This window comes from Sphingomonas faeni, assembly GCF_023195535.1.
Taxonomy (GTDB): Bacteria; Pseudomonadota; Alphaproteobacteria; order Sphingomonadales; family Sphingomonadaceae; genus Sphingomonas; species Sphingomonas faeni_B.
In genome coordinates this window covers 42,866-58,154 of the sequence record NZ_JALPNF010000009.1, presented here as the reverse complement: position 1 = coordinate 58,154, position 15,289 = coordinate 42,866, and the positions used below count along the sequence as shown (strand labels likewise).

Below are 15,289 nucleotides of genomic sequence, written 5' to 3'. Positions count from 1 at the left end.
CCCCGAAGGGGCAAGGGAGTTTAGACGGTGACCTGCTCGCCCAACTCTAGCACCTTGCCCGGCGGGATCTTCAGGAAGTCGGTCGGGTCGCTGGCGTTGCGTTGCAGGAACAGGAAGATCCGGTCCTGCCAGGGCGGCATGCCCTTCTCCGCATCGGGCTTCAGCGTGTTGCGGCCGATGAAGAACGAGGTGCGCATCGGATCGAGCCCGAGCTGCTCGGTCTTATTGCCGACCCCCAGATCGCGCGGCACGTCGGGCGATTCCATGAAGCCATAGGTGAGCACGACGATCGAGAAATTGTTGTCGACCCGCTCGACCTTCGCGCGCGCGGACTCGTCGACGAACGGGCGGTCGGCGGTGCGGATGCTGACGATCAGGTTGCGCTCGTGGAGCACCTTGTTGTGCTTGAGGTTGTGCAGCAGCGCGCCCGGCGTCGCATGCGGGTTCGCGGTCAGGAACACCGCGGTCCCCGACACGCGCTCGGGCGGGCGCTTCTCCAGCGCGGCGGCGAGGTCGCTGAGCGGGATGCTCTGACGCTTCTCGAACGCGCTGACGATCTTCTTGCCGCGCACCCAGGTAAAGATGATCAGCCCGATCGACGCGGCGATGACGAGCGGCACCCAGCCCCCCTCGATCACGCGGAGGATGTTCGCGCCGAAGAAGATCAGGTCGAGCGTCAGGAACGGCAGGATCGCCGCGAGCGCGAGCGGCCGCGACCAGTTCCAGCGATGACGGACGACGATATACGCGAGCAAGGTGGTGACGACCATCGTCCCGGTCACCGCGATGCCGTACGCGGCGGCCATCGCCGACGAGGTCTTGAACTGGATCACCAGCACCAGCACGCCGATCAGCAACAGCCAGTTGATTGCGGGGAGATAGATCTGGCCGGCGAACACCGCGGAGGTCTGGCGGATGCGCAGCCGCGGGAGCAGCCCGAGCTGGATAGCCTGCTGCGTGAGCGAGAACGCGCCGGTGATGACCGCCTGGCTGGCGATCACCGTCGCGAAGCCCGCGAGGATGATCAGCGCGGGGCGCAGCGATTCGGGCGCCATCAGGAAGAACCAGTCCTGATTGACGAAGGGGATGCCCTGCCTTGCTGCGTCCTCGAGCTTGGCGAGCGCGAACGCGCCCTGCCCGAGATAGTTGAGCGCGAGCGCCGGGAAGACGAGGAAGAACCAGCCGATGCGGATCGGCAGCTTGCCGAAATGGCCCATGTCCGCGGTCAGCGCCTCGGCCCCGGTGACGGTGAGGAACACCGCGCCGAGCACGAACAGCCCGGTGACGCCGTGGCTCGCGAGGAACGAGATACCGTAGGTCGGCAGGAACACGCGGACGATCGAGGGCTCGTCGGCGATGTGCCAGATGCCCAGCGCCCCGATCGCGACGAACCAGACGATGCAGACCGGGCCGAACAGCTTCGACACCTGCGCCGTCCCGCGCGCCTGGATCATGAACAGCGCGATCAGGATTCCGATCGTCAGCGCGCGGACGACGCCCTCGTTGAAGATATGCGCCGCGCTCGGGATCGTCCTGAGGCCTTCCATCGCGGAGAGCACCGACAGCGCGGGCGTGATGATTGCGTCGCCGTAGAACAAAGACGCGCCCGCCGCGCCGAGCACGATCGCGATCTTCGAGCGCATGCCGAGCGCGCGACGGGCGAGCGCAGCCAGCGCCAGCACGCCGCCCTCGCCCTGGTTGTCGGCGCGCATCAGGAAGATGACGTATTTGACCGTGACGACGAGGAACAGCGACCAGAGCGCGAGACTGAGCACACCGAGGATCTCGCTCGGATCGATGCCGCCGGCGGACGACTGGCCCAAGGCCTCACGAAAGGCATAGAGCGGACTGGTGCCGATATCACCGAACACCACGCCGATCGCGCCGACGGTCAGCGCAGCCAGCGCCGGGTGCGGATGCAGATGCGCTGCGGACATATCGGCGGGCGCGCAGACCTGCGCCGCCACGCCGCCGGCGGGCGGTTGATGGACTGCGGCAGTTTGCGGTGTTCCGGCTTCGGACGACATGGCGCGAAAAGCGCTCCTCATGAAGGGACGGCGCGCTTTACGCCGATTGCGGACATGCGCAAGTCCTGCTCGTCGCGGCGGATGTCCGCTTGATTCGCCGCGGCGGGGGCGGCATGGCGAGCGAATGGTTCCCTTTTCGTTCGGCGGACATGCGCTTCTGGCGTTGCCACAAGGCGCACTGTTCTGGCCGGAGCGGCGCGCGCTGCTGGTCGCCGACCTGCATTTCGAGAAGGCGAGCTGGTTCGCGGGTCGGGGGCAGATGTTGCCGCCTTATGATTCGATCGCGACCTTGGCCGATCTCACCGCGCTGGTCACGGCGACGGGTGCGCGCGAAGTCTGGTGCCTGGGCGATAGCTTCCACGACAGCGACGGGTGTGCTCGGTTGCCGCAGCGGGCGCAGGACATGCTGCGGGCGATGACCGATACCACGCGCTGGACGTGGATCACGGGCAATCACGATCCGGCGATCCTCGATCGGTGTGGCGGAGATGTCGTGGACGAGGTGGTCGTCGATGGGCTGGTGCTGCGGCACGAGGCGGACCGGACGGAGACGCGGCCGGAATTGTCGGGGCATTTCCATCCGAAGCTGCGATTGCGGGTGCGGGGGAAATCGGTCGCGCGGCGGTGTTTCGTAGCGACGGCGACGAAGCTGATATTGCCAGCGTTCGGGTCGCTGACCGGCGGGCTGGATGTCGACCATCCGGAGATCGTTCGCGCGGTGGGCGTTGGCGCAGAGGCGATGGTGCCGGTGGCGGACCGGATGCTGCGGTTCCCGGTGGCGGCTTAGAGTCCCAGTAGCGGCTTAGAGCTCTTCGGTCCTTGTTCGCGCCTCACTAACCCTACCGTCACCCCAGCGGAAGCTGGGGTCTCCCTCGTGGCTCGGGACATCCGCCAAACCGGGATATTCCAGCTTTCGCTGGAATGACGGGCTTGGGGTGGGCGTCTTCTTAAGCCTTTCGCTTCAGCTTAAGCCTATCGCCTCAGTTCGAGATCGTCGGGAACGCCGCGCGGAACGCAGCCACCTTGGGCTTGTCCCACATCACGATGTACGGATGCGTCGGGTTCCGGTCGTAGAAATTCTGATGATACGCTTCGGCCGGATAGAACGTCCCCGTCTCCAGCTTCGTCACGATCGGTCCGGAGAACGCGCGCGTCGCGCCGAGCTGCGCGATGTACGACCGCGCCACCTGCGCCTGCGCTGGCGACTGCGGGAAGATCGCTGAACGATAACTGGTACCGCTGTCCGGGCCCTGACGGTTCAAGGTCGTCGGGTCATGCGCGATCGAGAAATAGACGCGGAGCAGCGTGCCGTAGCTGACGATCCGCGGGTCATAGGCAATCTTGATCGCCTCGGCATGACGAGTCGTCTCGGCCGCCACTTGGTCGTAGGTTGCGGTCGTCTTGGTGCCGCCGGCATAGCCGGTCGTCACAGCCTTCACGCCCTTCACATGCTCGAACACCGCCTCCATCGTCCAGAAACAGCCGCCGGCGAGTACCGCGGTCTGGATGCCGGGCGTCGCGGGCAGGTCGGTCTTGACGGCGGGGATGACGACGGCGCGGGCGCCCTGCGCGGTGCCGGTGGACATGAATGCTCCGGCGATACCGACGGCGGCGAGCGTGGCGAGGAGCGGCTTTTTCATGTGTAGATACATGGTGTTGCCGCGATCGTTCGCCAAGACGCGCGCAAGATTAGCGGCTCGTGGACGCGCTGTGTTCGAAATGGCTGGCGAAGGTCTGGCGCGCCTCTGCGGGCTGGAGCGCGAGCAAGCCGATGGCGCCGAGGACGAAACCGCCGCTGAACTGCCAGAAGAAACTCGACTTTACGATGCTGCGCATGATGCGATCCCAATGAAACCAAGTGACGACACCGACCGGGTGGGCCGGTGTCAGCTACGTACCGGCATGTCGTAGAGATGCCGGACAACCACAATGTCGTTTTTAGAAACTCTCGATTAACGCGCCGTGGCCGATGCGTTCATCGTGCAGCAGGGATCGCCCGGCAGGATTGCCGGGAGATGTCGCCGCGTGTCTCGAATGTTGCGCGAACCTTGCGATCCTCCCCCGCAAGGGGGAGGTGGCTGGCACTTGCCAGACGAAGGGGGAGGTCAGCGACGACCGCTGTTCCGTGCCCTCCCCCTCCGTCGCTTCGCGCCACCTCCCCCTGGCGGGGGAGGATCGTTTGTCACTTCAGCGCGGCGCAGGCCGTCTGGATGCGCGTGCACGCCTCGCGGAGCAGCGCGTCGGACGTCGCATAGCTGATCCGGAACGCGGGGCTGAGACCGAACGCGGCGCCCTGCACGACCGCCACCTTGGCGTCGTCGAGCAGATAACCGACCATCGCCTCGTCGGTGTCGATCAGGCGGCCATTCGGCGTCGTCTTGCCGATCAGCTCGGCGAAGGACGGATAGACGTAGAACGCACCCTCGGGCGTCGGGCAGTGCATGTCGTCGATCTCGTTGAGCATCTTGACCACGAGATCGCGACGGCCCTGAAACGCGGTGTTGCGCTCGGCGAGGAACGACTGGTCGCCGTTCAGCGCAGCCACCGCCGCCGCCTGTGCGATCGAGCACGGGTTCGAGGTCGACTGCGACTGGAGCTTGGCCATCGCCTTGATCAGCCACGCCGCGCCGCCCGCATAACCGATCCGCCAGCCGGTCATCGCGTACGCCTTGGAACAGCCGTTGACGGTCAGCGTGCGCTCGAACAGCTCGGGGCAGGCCTCGGCAATGGTCGCGAACTTGAAGCCGTCATAGACGATGTGCTCGTACATATCGTCGGCGAAGATCCAGACGTGCGGGTGCCTCGCCAGCACCGCGCCGAGCGCCTTCAGTTCGTCGATCGTGTAGCCGGCCCCGGTCGGGTTCGATGGCGAGTTGAGGATCACCCACTTGGTCTTCGGCGTGATCGCGGCGTCGAGCGCGGCCGGATCGAGCTTGTAGCCGACCTCAGGCCCTGCCTTGACGATCACCGGCACGCCGCCGGCGAACTGCACGACGTCGGGATAGCTGACCCAGTAGGGCGCGGGGATGACGACCTCGTCGCCCGGATCGATCGTCGCGACCATCGCGTTGAACAAAGTGTGCTTGCCGCCGACGTTCACGCTGATCTGGTCGGTGGTGTAGGTGAGGCCATTGTCGCGCGCGAACTTGGCGACGATCGCCTGCTTCAGTTCGATCGTACCGTCGACGTTGGTGTACTTCGTCTTGCCGTCGCGGATCGCCTGGATAGCGGCCTCTTTGACGAAGTCCGGCGTGTCGAAATCGGGTTCGCCCGCACCGAGGCCAATCACGTCGACGCCTGCGCGCTTCAGTTCGAGGACGCGGCTGGTGATCGCGAGCGTCGGCGAAGGGCTGATGCGACCGAGCGCGGCGGATGCGTGCATGATGGAACCTTTGCGGTTGTCCGCAGTTTCGGGCCGCGGAATTCGCGCGGGATATACGCTCCGCTTAGCCGAATTCGCAACCGTAACGATGGCCGGAATCAACCCGCGAACCGCATTTCCGACGCAGAATCCGCCTGCGAGGTCCGCGCGGGTGACCTGAGCCTCGATGGCCCGGCCCGAATCGAGGAGTTCGGCGCGGAAGATGCCCGGGAGCAGACCATTCCGTAGCGGCGGCGTCACAAGGAGTGTTTCACGCTGGACGAACAGCGAGGTGAAGCTGCCTTCTGTGAGGAAGCCGTCCGCGTCCTCGAACAGTACCTCGAACGTGCCGGCCGCGTGGCGCGCATCGTCGTAGAAGCCGCGCGCGGACGTCTTGTGACGCAGGCGGAAGTCGGCGGCGGCGACCGGCAAGGGGACGATCGTAACAGTCGCCTGCGCGGGGGACTGCGGCAGTGGCGCGGATTCGATCGCGATCGCCCCCGACGGGCTCAGCAACAGGCGGATGCGGCGGGGTCCGCGCAACCGGAAGGTCGCCGCCTGCAGCTCGTTGCGCGCAGTATGGCGGTCGAAGGTGAAGCCGAGCGCCTCGGCACTCTCCTTCATCCGCGCGAGATGCGCTTCGAGGCGGGTCAGGCCTTCGTCGGAATCGAACGCCATCGTCTCGATCAGGTCGAAGGGGCGCTGGCCCGCGTTGACGAACGCGCCCTTGGCGTGGCATTCCGCCCATTCCGCGTCCGCGTCGCTGTCGGCGACGATCCCCGAGCCGAGACTCATCATCGCCGCGCCGTCCCTGATGGCGAGCGTACGGATCGCGACGTTGAAGATCGCGTCGCCGTTCGGATCGAGGCGGCCGATCGCGCCAGTGTAGATGCTGCGGACGCGCGCGTGCTCGACCTCGGCGATGACCTCCATCGCGCGCTGTTTGGGCGCGCCGGTGATCGATCCGCACGGGAACAGCGCGGTCAGCACGTCGACCGCGTCGCAATCGGGTTTTAGCGTCGCGGTGACGGTCGAGGTCATCTGGTGGACGGTCGGATAGGTCTCGACAGTGAATAGGTCGGGGACCGCGACCTTTGTGGCGACGCGCGACAGGTCGTTGCGCATCAGGTCCACGATCATGAGGTTTTCGGCGCGCTGTTTGGGGTCGGCCGCCAGTGCCTCGGCGAGTGCGCGATCGGCGTCGGGCGTTTCGCCTCGCTGCGCGGTGCCCTTCATCGGGCGGCAGGTGAGCGTGTCGCCGTCGAGCGCGAAGAAGAGTTCGGGCGACAGCGACAGGAAGCGCGTCTCGCCGGTGTCGATCAGCGCGCCATAGCCCGCCTTCGCCTGCCGCCGCAGCCGGGCGTACAGCGCGAGCGGATCGCCGACGAAGGGCACGCTGGCGGCGAAGGTGAGGTTCGCCTGGTAGATGTCGCCCGCCGCGATCAGGTCGAGCACGCGCGACAGGCTCGCGTCGTAGGTTTCGCGGTCGATCAGCGGCTTGGGAGCGCCGGTCCACGCGCCGGCGGGGTCGGGGAGCAACGCGGCGACGTCTTCGGGCGCTATCGTCTTGTAGTCGGCGAACAGGCCGAACCAGAGCAGCGGCCCCTCGGCGCGGACGTCGATTGGCTTCGAGGAGAGTGCGGCGCCGGCTTCGTAGGTGAGGTATCCGGCTGCGTGCAGTCCTTCCGCGCGGGCATCTCTCAACGCGTCGAGCGCCGGGCGTACCTCGGCGAGCGTATCGGCGCGGACGATCCGGACCGGGTCGCGGTACAATCGTGCAGGAGCGCCCCCCACGCGGGCGTCATCGAGCAAAACGAAGGGCGCAGTCCACATCGCCGCGACTGTTGCACGGGGCATGGGGCAAACCGCAAGCGGCGATTGCTCCGACCGACGCGCTATCCTATTTCGGGGCCATGACAAATCCACCACTCCGCGCTGCGATCGTGCCGGTTACGCCGATCCAGCAGAACTGCACGATCCTCTGGTGCACCGCGACGATGAAGGCCGCGGTGATCGATCCGGGTGGCGACCTGCCACGGATCATGGCGGCGGTCGAACAGGCGGGGGTGACGGTCGAGAAGATCCTGCTGACGCACGGCCATATCGATCATGCCGGTGGTGCCAAGCGGCTGTCGAACGATCTCGGCGTGCCGATCGAGGGCCCGCACGAGGCGGATCGCTTCTGGTTGCAGCGGCTCGATCAGGACGGGCCGAAATACGGGATTTCCGGCGTGAATTTCGAGCCGGACCGGTGGTTGGTCGAGGGCGATACGGTGTCGGTCGGGGACCTCGTTCTCGACGTGTACGAGACGCCGGGGCATACCGAGGGTCACGTGATATTCCACCACGCGCCGTCGAAGTTCGCGCAGGTTGGGGACGTGTTGTTCCAGGGGTCGGTCGGGCGTTCGGACATGCCTGGGGGGAACCATCAGACGCTGGTGAAGTCGATCGTCGAGAAATTGTGGCCGCTGGGGAGCGATACGAGCTTCATCCCGGGGCATGGGCCGGCGAGCACATTCGCGCATGAACGGGCGACGAATATGTTCGTGAGCGATCGAGCTTTGGCGGCGTAACGTCCGCTCGCGGCACTATCCGTTCCCCCGCGAAGGCGGGGGTCCAGGATACCAAGCGATAGCGCCCGTAACCCTGGGCTCCCGCCTTCGCGGGAGAACGAGACAAGATAGAAGCGCGACCGAGACGTTACTCCACCCCGGCAAAGGCCGGGGCCCAACTGGAAAGGTTGCAGTAACGGAGCGCGGCCGACGCCAAACTTCGTCCCCCAATTGGGCCCCGGCATTCGCCGGGGTGGTTGCGGGGGGGGGGGGGGGCGCCTACTTCCGCTCGCCCGCCGTCTCAGCCCGCACCGACTTGAACTCCGACCCGTCGCGCCATTCGGGCCACGCCCGGCTGTTCGCCAGATTCGTGCCGATCGTCTGGAACAGCCCGACTTCCTGCGCCGCACCGCGGAAGTCCCAGTCCGCGCCCCAGGCGTCGCAGGTCTGGTGATAGCATTTCATATAGCCGTCGAGCCAAGCCTGCCCCGCGGTTCGGCCGCCCTTGACCAGGTCGGGCGCGCCGCTGATCGCCATCAGCAGCAGCGTCGGCACGCCGCGTCGTGCGACCGAGAAATGATCGGCGCGGTAGAACAGCCCGCGTTCAGGAAGGGCTTCGGGGGTTACGACGCGGCCTTGGGCCTTTGCAGCGTCACCCAGCATATCCTCGAGATTGTTCTGCCCTGCCCCGACGAGCATGACGTCCTTTGCAGGGCCAGCCGTCTGGAGGATGTCGAGCGTCAGGTTGGCGACCGTCTTCGCCGCCGGATAGACCGGGTTCACCGCATAGGTTTCCGACCCTAGCAACCCGCGCTCCTCGCCGCTCCACAGCGCGAAGACGAGGCTGCGGTCGGTCCGCGGCGCCTTGGCGAAGGTGCGTGCGAGTTCGAGCACACCCGCCACGCCGAGCCCGTCGTCGTTCGCGCCGGGTCGGATCGTCCGTCCCTGCGCGTCGGGCGCGCCGATGCCGTACGCGTCCCAGTGCGCGCCGAACATAACCACTTCGTCCGCGTGCTTGGTGCCCGGCAGCTTGGCCAGCACGTTCTGGCTTACGGCGGTGTCATGCTTCACCGGCAGGTCGGTGGTGAACGCCTGCTTCAGCGCGACCGGGCGGAAATCGCTCCGCCGCGCAGCCTTGCGCATCGCTGCCAGATCAAGGCCTGAGGCTGCGAACAACCGAGTCGCCGCGCCACCCTCGAGCCAGCCTTGCAGCATCACCCGCGATTCGGGGTCTTTTCGCACAATGTCGTAATTCTCGCCGGCCGGGGCGGTCACCGTGCTCCAGCCATAGCCCGCCCCCGGCGTGTCGTGGACGATCAGCGCCGCCACCGCACCACGTCGCGCGGCTTCCTCGTATTTGTACGTCCAGCGGCCGTAATAGGTCATCCGGCGGTCGCCGAACTTGCCCTTCGCATCGTCGCCCGCGACCGCTTCGAAATCGGGATCGTTGACGAGGAACACCGCGACCTTGCCCGTCAGGTCGAGCCCCTTGAAGTCGTCCCAGCCGCGCTCGGGCGCGCTGACGCCGTAGCCGACGAACACCATCGGCGCGCCCGCGATGGCGACGCGATCGACGCCGCGGACGGTACTGAGATAGACGTCACGCCCCTGCACCAGCGCGGTATCGCCAGCGCGGACAGTGCCAGAACCCATCCGGGTGTGGACGAGCGGGACGGGCTGCGTCCAGTTGCCGTTCGGCCCGCCGGGCTGTGCCTTCATCGCCTTGAACTGCGCGATCAGCCAGGCGATCGTCTTGCTCTCACCCGGCGTACCTGGCGCCCGCCCCTCGAACGCATCGGAGGCCAGCGTCTTCACATCAGCAGACAATCGCTCGGGCGAGACCTGCGCCACGGCAGGGCATGCCGCCAAAAGGGCCACGGCGGGAAGGAAGCGAAGCGCGCTCATGCCCGGCCACCCGACGGCACGACCTGAAAGGTCTTGGCGGCCGGTACGCTGTTAGCCTGATACGCGATCGTCAGCGCCCAGCCTGCGAGCAGCGCAAGCACCGCCCACGTGCCGAGGATTCCGCCGGCGCGCGGCACGCTCGATGTCGCGCGGTCCATCCCGAATGCATGCGCAACGCGCGCGATCACGAACACGACGCCCGCGATCCACAGCCACATCGTCGATCCGCCGGCGAGTTCGATCAATCCCAGCAGGATCAGGATGAACGGCGCATATTCGGTGAAGTTCGCATGCGCGCGCATCCGCCCCTGCAACAGCGCATTGCCGTTATCGCCCAGCAGCACCTTGTCCTTCACCCGGATCGGCACGATTCGGAAAGCGAGCCACAGATTGACGACGGCCGCGGCCGCTGCGATCGTCAGTGTCACGGGTAATATCACGGCGTTGCCCCTCGTTCAGTGTCGGACCGGGTCCTGCCACTCGCGCCCAATGGTTGCAACGCGGGGGCGAAAGCTTGCAACGCGGGACGAAATCGCTATAGCGCCACGCTTCGCGAGCGTCAGGCCGCATGGGTTGCTTCAGGCGGCCGGCATTCATGTCGGTTGCCGAGTTCCGTGTCCGGGCGTACTCGGAGCCCCGACCTTTAGATTGAACAAGGTGCCGAAATGGCCGTCCCCAAAAGAAAAACCTCGCCCTCCAAGCGCGGCATGCGCCGTGGCCACGACTCGCTCACGATCGCGTCGTTCCAGGAATGCCCGAACTGCGGCGAACTGAAGCGCCCGCACAACCTCTGCGGCTCGTGCGGCCATTACAATGGTCGTGAAATCCTCTCGGTCGAGGGTTGAGGTCCAAAGCCTCTAGCTTGAACGAAGGATAGGCAATGCCCGACAGCGGCTGGATCGCGGTCGACGCGATGGGTGGCGATGACGGGCTGGCAGTGATGCTCGCCGGTGTTGCGCTCGCGCGTCATCAATTCGAGGGTATGCGCTTCCTGCTGGTCGGCGACGAAGCTGCGATTCGCGAGGGGCTCAAGGCTCATCCGAACCTGTCGCAGCATTCGGAGATCGTCCACGCGCCGGAAGTCGTTGGGTCGAGCGAAAAGCCGACCCAGGCGATTCGCCGCGCAAAGAAGACCTCGATGGGCGTCGCGATCGACCTGGTGAAACAGGGTCGCGCCGCCGCCGCAGTGTCGTCGGGCAATACCGGCGCGCTGATGGCGATGGCGAAGCTGTCGTTGCGGATGCTGCCCGGGATCGACCGGCCGGCACTCGCGGCGCGTCTGCCGACGCTGGGCGATACCGACATGGTCATGCTCGACCTCGGCGCGAACACCGAGTGCGATGCGCGAAACCTTGTCCAGTTCGCAATCATGGGCGCCGCCTATGCGCGCACCGCACTCGACATCCCGCATCCTCGTGTGGCGCTGCTAAATATCGGCAGCGAAGACATGAAGGGCACGGACGAGATCCGCGATGCAGCCGCGCAATTGCGGGCGACCCCAGCGGTCGACATGCAGTTCAACGGCTTCATCGAGGGCGACCGACTGTCGCGCGGCGAAGTCGACGTGGTCGTGTGCGACGGCTTCTCGGGCAACATCGCGCTGAAGACCGCCGAGGGCACCGCGCGATTCGTCGCCGACCTGCTCAAGCGCGCGTTCCGCAGTTCGGTCCGCTCGAAACTCGGCTTCCTGATCTCACGCCCCGCGACCGAATTGCTGCGCGATCACCTCGATCCCAACAATCACAACGGCGCGGTATTCCTTGGCCTCAACGGCATCGTCGTGAAGAGTCACGGTGGCGCGACCGATCGCGGCGTCGCGACCGCGATCGGCAATGCCGCCAAGATGGTCCGCAACGATCTGATCCGGCGCATCGCCGACGATCTCGGCAGCGTGGAGAAGGCGGCATGATCCGTTCGGTCGTCATCGGTACCGGCTCCGCCCTGCCCGCGCGTCGCGTCTCGAATGCGGAACTCGCGGAACAGGTCGACACCAGCGACGAGTGGATCGTCGAGCGCACCGGCATCCGCTTCCGCCACATCGCCGGCGAAGGCGAGACGACCGCGACGCTCGCCGCCGACGCCTGCCGCGCGGCTTTGGCCGCGGCCGGGATCGAGGCGCAGAGCATCGACCTGATCGTGCTCGCCACCGCGACCCCCGACCAGACCTTCCCGTCGAGCGCCACCAAGGTGCAGGCGATGCTCGAGATCGACGACTGCGTCGCGTTCGACGTCGCCGCGGTCTGCTCGGGCTTCCTCTACGCGGTGCAGGTGGTTGACAGCATGATCCGCAGCGGCGTCGCCAAGCGCGCGCTGGTGATCGGCGCCGAGACGTTCAGCCGCATCCTCGACTGGGAGGACCGGACGACCTGCGTGCTGTTCGGCGACGGCGCCGGTGCGATCGTGCTCGAAGCGCAGGACACCGCGGACGACGGCGGTCGCGGCATCCTGACGACCAAGCTGCACGCGGACGGCCGTCACAACGAGCTTCTCTACGTCGACGGCGGCGTCTCGACGACCGGCACCGTCGGCAAGCTCCGCATGAAGGGCCGCGAGGTGTTCCGCCATGCGGTCACCAACCTAGCCTCGGTGATGACCGAGTCGCTGGCGATGGCCGGGCTCGACGCGGATCAGGTCGACTGGGTCGTGCCGCATCAGGCGAACGCCCGCATCCTCGATGCGACCGCGCGGAAGTTGGGGCTCGCCCCTGCCAAAGTCGTGGTCACCGTCGACCAGCACGCGAACACGTCGGCCGCCTCCGTACCGCTGGCTTTGGATGTCGCGGTCCGCGATGGGCGCATCCAGCAGGGCCAGATCGTCGTGCTCGAGGCGATGGGCGGCGGCTTCACTTGGGGTGCAGCGGTTATCCGGTTCTAATTCTGGCGAAAATCTCGATTCGCTTGTAGAACAAAACTTCTTCCGGTCCCCTTCGCGCTTGTGTAGGAGGTTCGCCGAGTGTGGGAGCTTGATGAACATGACGACGGGTACTTTGACACGGGCCGATCTGGCTGAATCTCTCCACAAGGAAGTCGGGCTGTCGCGCTCGGATTCCTCCAAGATCGTCGAGCAGATCCTCGCCGAAATGTGTGGCGCATTGTCGCAGGGTGAAAACGTCAAGATTTCCGGGTTCGGGACGTTCGTGCTGCGCGACAAGGGTGAGCGCATCGGCCGCAACCCCAAGACCGGGATCGAAGTGCCGATCGCACCGCGCCGCGTGTTGACGTTCCGCGCGAGCCAGATGATGCGGGAACGCATCGTCGGTGCCGACTGACGCCCGACATGCCTGATGCCGACGACGCACGGCCCGATGCCGGGGGGCAAAAGGCCAGTGCGGCGTTTCGGACGATCGGCGAACTGTCGCGCGACCTGGCGTTGCCGCAGCATATCCTGCGCTATTGGGAGACGCGGTTCCCGCAACTCCGCCCCCTGCAACGTGCAGGCAACCGGCGCTATTACCGCGCCGAGGACGTCGCGCTGGTCCGCCGGATCGACCAGTATCTCAATCGTGAAGGCTATACCGTCCGCGGCGTCCAACAGCTGCTGGCGGGGGAGAAGGGCGCGCGTCTCGCAATTCCGGGACCGGGCGAGATCGTCGCGCAGGCCGAGTCGCCGATGACCGCCCTGCGCGCGATCCGCGATATGCTCGCCGAAGCTTTGGCCGCGGACTAACTTCCACGTCACCCCGGGCTTGCTCCGGGATCCACCGTGCCGCGCACTCACGTCTCTCGATTGTGCCGAACCGTGGATGCCGGAACGAGCCCGGCATGACAGGGGGCTTAGCGCTCGCGCGTGGCAGCGAACCGGATCTTCGCATAGCGCTCGGCAATATAGTTCACTTCCCACGCGCTTTTCGCGAGAAACACCGGGTTGCCGTCGCGATCCTTCGCCATCGCGCCGCGGTTGATCTCGGCGAAGGTCTTGAGTTCCAGCGGGTCTTCCGCGGAAATCCAGCGGGCAGTCTCGTACGGCGCGGGTTCGAGCCCGGCGGCGACCTTGTACTCCGCGTCGAGCCGCGAGAGCAGCACTTCGAGCTGCAATTGTCCGACCACGCCGATGATCCAGTTCGAGCCGATGTCGGGGTAGAACACCTGTGTCACCCCCTCCTCGGCCATATCGTCGAGCGCTTTGCGCAACTGCTTTGTCTTGGTGAAGTCCTTGAGCACGACGCGGCGCAGGATTTCGGGCGCGAAGTTGGGTAGGCCGGTGAAGCGGATCGCCGCCTTTTCGCTGAGCGTGTCGCCGACCCGGAGCGTGCCGTGGTTGGGGATGCCGATGATGTCGCCGGGGAACGCCTCGTCCGCGAGCTCGCGGTTCTGCGCGAAGAACAGGATCGGCGAGTGGACCGCGATCGGCTTGCCGTGGCCGGTCGGCGTCAGCTTCATGCCGCGCTTGAAGACACCCGAGCACAGCCGCATGAACGCGATACGGTCGCGGTGGTTGGGGTCCATGTTGGCCTGCACCTTGAACACGAAGCCGGTGACTTCGGGCTCGTCCGGCGAGATGGGCGCGGGTTCCGCGGGCTGCGCGCGCGGTGGCGGGGCGTAGTCGGCGAGCGCGCCGATCAGCTCGGCGACGCCGAAGTCCTTCAGCGCGGAGCCAAAATAGACCGGCGTCAGGTTGCCTGCACGATAGGCCTCGGGGTCGAAGCTGGAATAGCCGCCCTGGGCGAGTTCGGCCTCGTCGTTCAGGCGGATCATCGCTTCGGGGCTGAGGATCTTGGCGAGCTCGGGATCGTCGATGCCGGTGAAGGGAGTCGCCTGGCCCATGAACTCGCGGCTGTCGCCTTCGGGGCGGCTCAGCGTGTTGGCGTAGAGATCGTAGACCCCCTCGAACTCGCCGCCCATGCCGACCGGCCAGCTCATCGGGCAGACGTCGAGCTGGAGCATTTCCGCCACCTCGTCGAGCAGCGAGAACGGATCGCGGCCCTCGCGATCGACCTTGTTGACGAAGGTGATGATCGGCACGTTGCGCAACCGGCAGACCTCGAACAGCTTCCGCGTCTGCGGCTCGATGCCCTTGGCGGCGTCGATCACCATGACGGCCGAGTCGACCGCCGTTAGCGTGCGGTAGGTGTCCTCGGAGAAGTCCTCGTGGCCCGGCGTGTCGAGCAGGTTGAAGGTGATCCCCTGACGCTCGAACGTCATCACCGACGAGGTGACCGAGATCCCGCGCTGCTGCTCGATCTTCATCCAGTCCGAGCGGGCGCGGCGGGTCTGGCCACGCGCCTTCACTTCGCCGGCGAGATGGATCGCACCGCCGAAATACAGCAGCTTCTCGGTCAGCGTGGTCTTGCCGGCATCGGGATGCGAGATGATCGCGAAGGTGCGGCGGGGGAATTGGGTCATGGCGTGGGTCCGGTGAGCCGAGTCTGGGCTCGGGAAGAAGGGTGGGCCGGGTCAACGGCGGTCATGCCGCTATTGGCAGATGCAGGGCGCGGAGGACAGAGG

General features: G+C 66.3%; 14 protein-coding genes and 1 pseudogene. 7 read left to right on the top strand and 8 right to left on the bottom strand.

Annotation, left to right across the window (positions count from 1 at the left end):
* Nucleotides 1–20: 20 nt before the first annotated feature.
* Nucleotides 21–1,937, bottom strand: a complete 1,917-nt coding sequence (locus SPHN_RS15260) for a potassium transporter Kup (RefSeq protein ID WP_248524658.1) — start codon at nucleotides 1,935–1,937, stop codon at nucleotides 21–23.
* 214 nt (nucleotides 1,938–2,151) lie between these two features.
* On the opposite strand from SPHN_RS15260, the gene pdeM reads away from it, so the two are divergent.
* A complete protein-coding gene (gene pdeM / locus SPHN_RS15255) occupies nucleotides 2,152–2,814 on the top strand; it encodes a ligase-associated DNA damage response endonuclease PdeM (protein WP_248524576.1) in 663 nt (220 codons plus the stop codon).
* A 193-nt stretch (nucleotides 2,815–3,007) separates the two neighbouring features.
* On the opposite strand, the gene msrA is transcribed toward pdeM, so the two are convergent.
* From msrA to pabB, 4 genes and pseudogenes are all read right to left on the bottom strand, one after another.
* A complete protein-coding gene (gene msrA / locus SPHN_RS15250) occupies nucleotides 3,008–3,667 on the bottom strand; it encodes a peptide-methionine (S)-S-oxide reductase MsrA (protein ID WP_248524574.1) in 660 nt (219 codons plus the stop codon).
* 49 nt (nucleotides 3,668–3,716) lie between these two features.
* Complete coding sequence (locus tag SPHN_RS15245) at nucleotides 3,717–3,863, bottom strand: hypothetical protein (RefSeq protein WP_248524572.1); 147 nt, start codon at nucleotides 3,861–3,863, stop codon at nucleotides 3,717–3,719.
* A 346-nt stretch (nucleotides 3,864–4,209) separates the two neighbouring features.
* Nucleotides 4,210–5,409 (bottom strand): pyridoxal phosphate-dependent aminotransferase, encoded by a 1,200-nt coding sequence (locus tag SPHN_RS15240; RefSeq protein ID WP_248524655.1) that lies wholly within the window; start codon nucleotides 5,407–5,409, stop codon nucleotides 4,210–4,212.
* A 69-nt stretch (nucleotides 5,410–5,478) separates the two neighbouring features.
* Nucleotides 5,479–7,245, bottom strand: a pseudogene (pabB, locus tag SPHN_RS15235) (aminodeoxychorismate synthase component I); the annotation flags it as partial.
* 56 nt (nucleotides 7,246–7,301) lie between these two features.
* Here pabB and SPHN_RS15230 point away from each other — a divergent pair.
* A complete protein-coding gene (locus tag SPHN_RS15230; protein WP_248524570.1) occupies nucleotides 7,302–7,961 on the top strand; it encodes an MBL fold metallo-hydrolase in 660 nt (219 codons plus the stop codon).
* 258 nt (nucleotides 7,962–8,219) lie between these two features.
* Here SPHN_RS15230 and SPHN_RS15225 read toward each other — a convergent pair whose 3' ends face one another.
* The gene (locus SPHN_RS15225) at nucleotides 8,220–9,845 is read right to left on the bottom strand and encodes a M28 family metallopeptidase (RefSeq protein WP_248524568.1); all 1,626 of its coding nucleotides are present in this window, start codon (nucleotides 9,843–9,845) and stop codon (nucleotides 8,220–8,222) included.
* A complete protein-coding gene (locus SPHN_RS15220) occupies nucleotides 9,842–10,285 on the bottom strand; it encodes an MAPEG family protein (protein ID WP_248524567.1) in 444 nt (147 codons plus the stop codon). Before SPHN_RS15220 ends, SPHN_RS15225 begins: the two co-directional genes overlap by 4 nt.
* A gap of 225 nt (nucleotides 10,286–10,510) precedes the next feature.
* Between SPHN_RS15220 and rpmF the strand changes: the two genes are divergently transcribed.
* The 5 genes from rpmF to SPHN_RS15195 all read left to right on the top strand — a co-directional run bounded on the left by rpmF (nucleotide 10,511) and on the right by SPHN_RS15195 (nucleotide 13,511).
* Complete coding sequence (gene rpmF, locus SPHN_RS15215) at nucleotides 10,511–10,690, top strand: 50S ribosomal protein L32 (protein ID WP_128455117.1); 180 nt, start codon at nucleotides 10,511–10,513, stop codon at nucleotides 10,688–10,690.
* Nucleotides 10,691–10,725: 35 nt separating this feature from the next.
* The gene (plsX, locus tag SPHN_RS15210; RefSeq protein WP_248524566.1) at nucleotides 10,726–11,754 is read left to right on the top strand and encodes a phosphate acyltransferase PlsX; all 1,029 of its coding nucleotides are present in this window, start codon (nucleotides 10,726–10,728) and stop codon (nucleotides 11,752–11,754) included.
* Nucleotides 11,751–12,719: a beta-ketoacyl-ACP synthase III gene (locus SPHN_RS15205; protein WP_248524565.1), complete on the top strand. Its 969-nt coding sequence runs from the start codon at nucleotides 11,751–11,753 to the stop codon at nucleotides 12,717–12,719. Before plsX ends, SPHN_RS15205 begins: the two co-directional genes overlap by 4 nt.
* A 91-nt stretch (nucleotides 12,720–12,810) precedes the next feature.
* Nucleotides 12,811–13,113 carry an integration host factor subunit alpha gene (locus tag SPHN_RS15200; protein WP_432715106.1) on the top strand — a complete coding sequence of 101 codons (303 nt, stop codon included), beginning with the start codon at nucleotides 12,811–12,813 and terminating at the stop codon, nucleotides 13,111–13,113.
* An 8-nt stretch (nucleotides 13,114–13,121) separates the two neighbouring features.
* Nucleotides 13,122–13,511: a MerR family transcriptional regulator gene (locus SPHN_RS15195; protein ID WP_248524564.1), complete on the top strand. Its 390-nt coding sequence runs from the start codon at nucleotides 13,122–13,124 to the stop codon at nucleotides 13,509–13,511.
* A 107-nt stretch (nucleotides 13,512–13,618) separates the two neighbouring features.
* Here SPHN_RS15195 and SPHN_RS15190 read toward each other — a convergent pair whose 3' ends face one another.
* Nucleotides 13,619–15,187 (bottom strand): peptide chain release factor 3, encoded by a 1,569-nt coding sequence (locus SPHN_RS15190; protein ID WP_248524563.1) that lies wholly within the window; start codon nucleotides 15,185–15,187, stop codon nucleotides 13,619–13,621.
* Nucleotides 15,188–15,289 lie beyond the last annotated feature (102 nt).

Excerpts from the sequence above, each read along its gene's own strand:
- SPHN_RS15260 (WP_248524658.1), bottom strand. The coding sequence starts at position 1,937 with ATGTCCGCAGCGCATCTGCATCCGCACCCGGCGCTGGCTGCGCTGACC.
- pdeM (WP_248524576.1), top strand. The coding sequence starts at position 2,152 with ATGGTTCCCTTTTCGTTCGGCGGACATGCGCTTCTGGCGTTGCCACAA.
- msrA (WP_248524574.1), bottom strand. The coding sequence starts at position 3,667 with ATGAAAAAGCCGCTCCTCGCCACGCTCGCCGCCGTCGGTATCGCCGGA.
- SPHN_RS15245 (WP_248524572.1), bottom strand. The coding sequence starts at position 3,863 with ATGCGCAGCATCGTAAAGTCGAGTTTCTTCTGGCAGTTCAGCGGCGGT.
- SPHN_RS15240 (WP_248524655.1), bottom strand. The coding sequence starts at position 5,409 with ATGCACGCATCCGCCGCGCTCGGTCGCATCAGCCCTTCGCCGACGCTC.
- SPHN_RS15230 (WP_248524570.1), top strand. The coding sequence starts at position 7,302 with ATGACAAATCCACCACTCCGCGCTGCGATCGTGCCGGTTACGCCGATC.
- SPHN_RS15225 (WP_248524568.1), bottom strand. The coding sequence starts at position 9,845 with ATGAGCGCGCTTCGCTTCCTTCCCGCCGTGGCCCTTTTGGCGGCATGC.
- rpmF (WP_128455117.1), top strand. The coding sequence starts at position 10,511 with ATGGCCGTCCCCAAAAGAAAAACCTCGCCCTCCAAGCGCGGCATGCGC.
- plsX (WP_248524566.1), top strand. The coding sequence starts at position 10,726 with ATGCCCGACAGCGGCTGGATCGCGGTCGACGCGATGGGTGGCGATGAC.
- SPHN_RS15205 (WP_248524565.1), top strand. The coding sequence starts at position 11,751 with ATGATCCGTTCGGTCGTCATCGGTACCGGCTCCGCCCTGCCCGCGCGT.
- SPHN_RS15200 (WP_432715106.1), top strand. The coding sequence starts at position 12,811 with ATGAACATGACGACGGGTACTTTGACACGGGCCGATCTGGCTGAATCT.
- SPHN_RS15195 (WP_248524564.1), top strand. The coding sequence starts at position 13,122 with ATGCCTGATGCCGACGACGCACGGCCCGATGCCGGGGGGCAAAAGGCC.
- SPHN_RS15190 (WP_248524563.1), bottom strand. The coding sequence starts at position 15,187 with ATGACCCAATTCCCCCGCCGCACCTTCGCGATCATCTCGCATCCCGAT.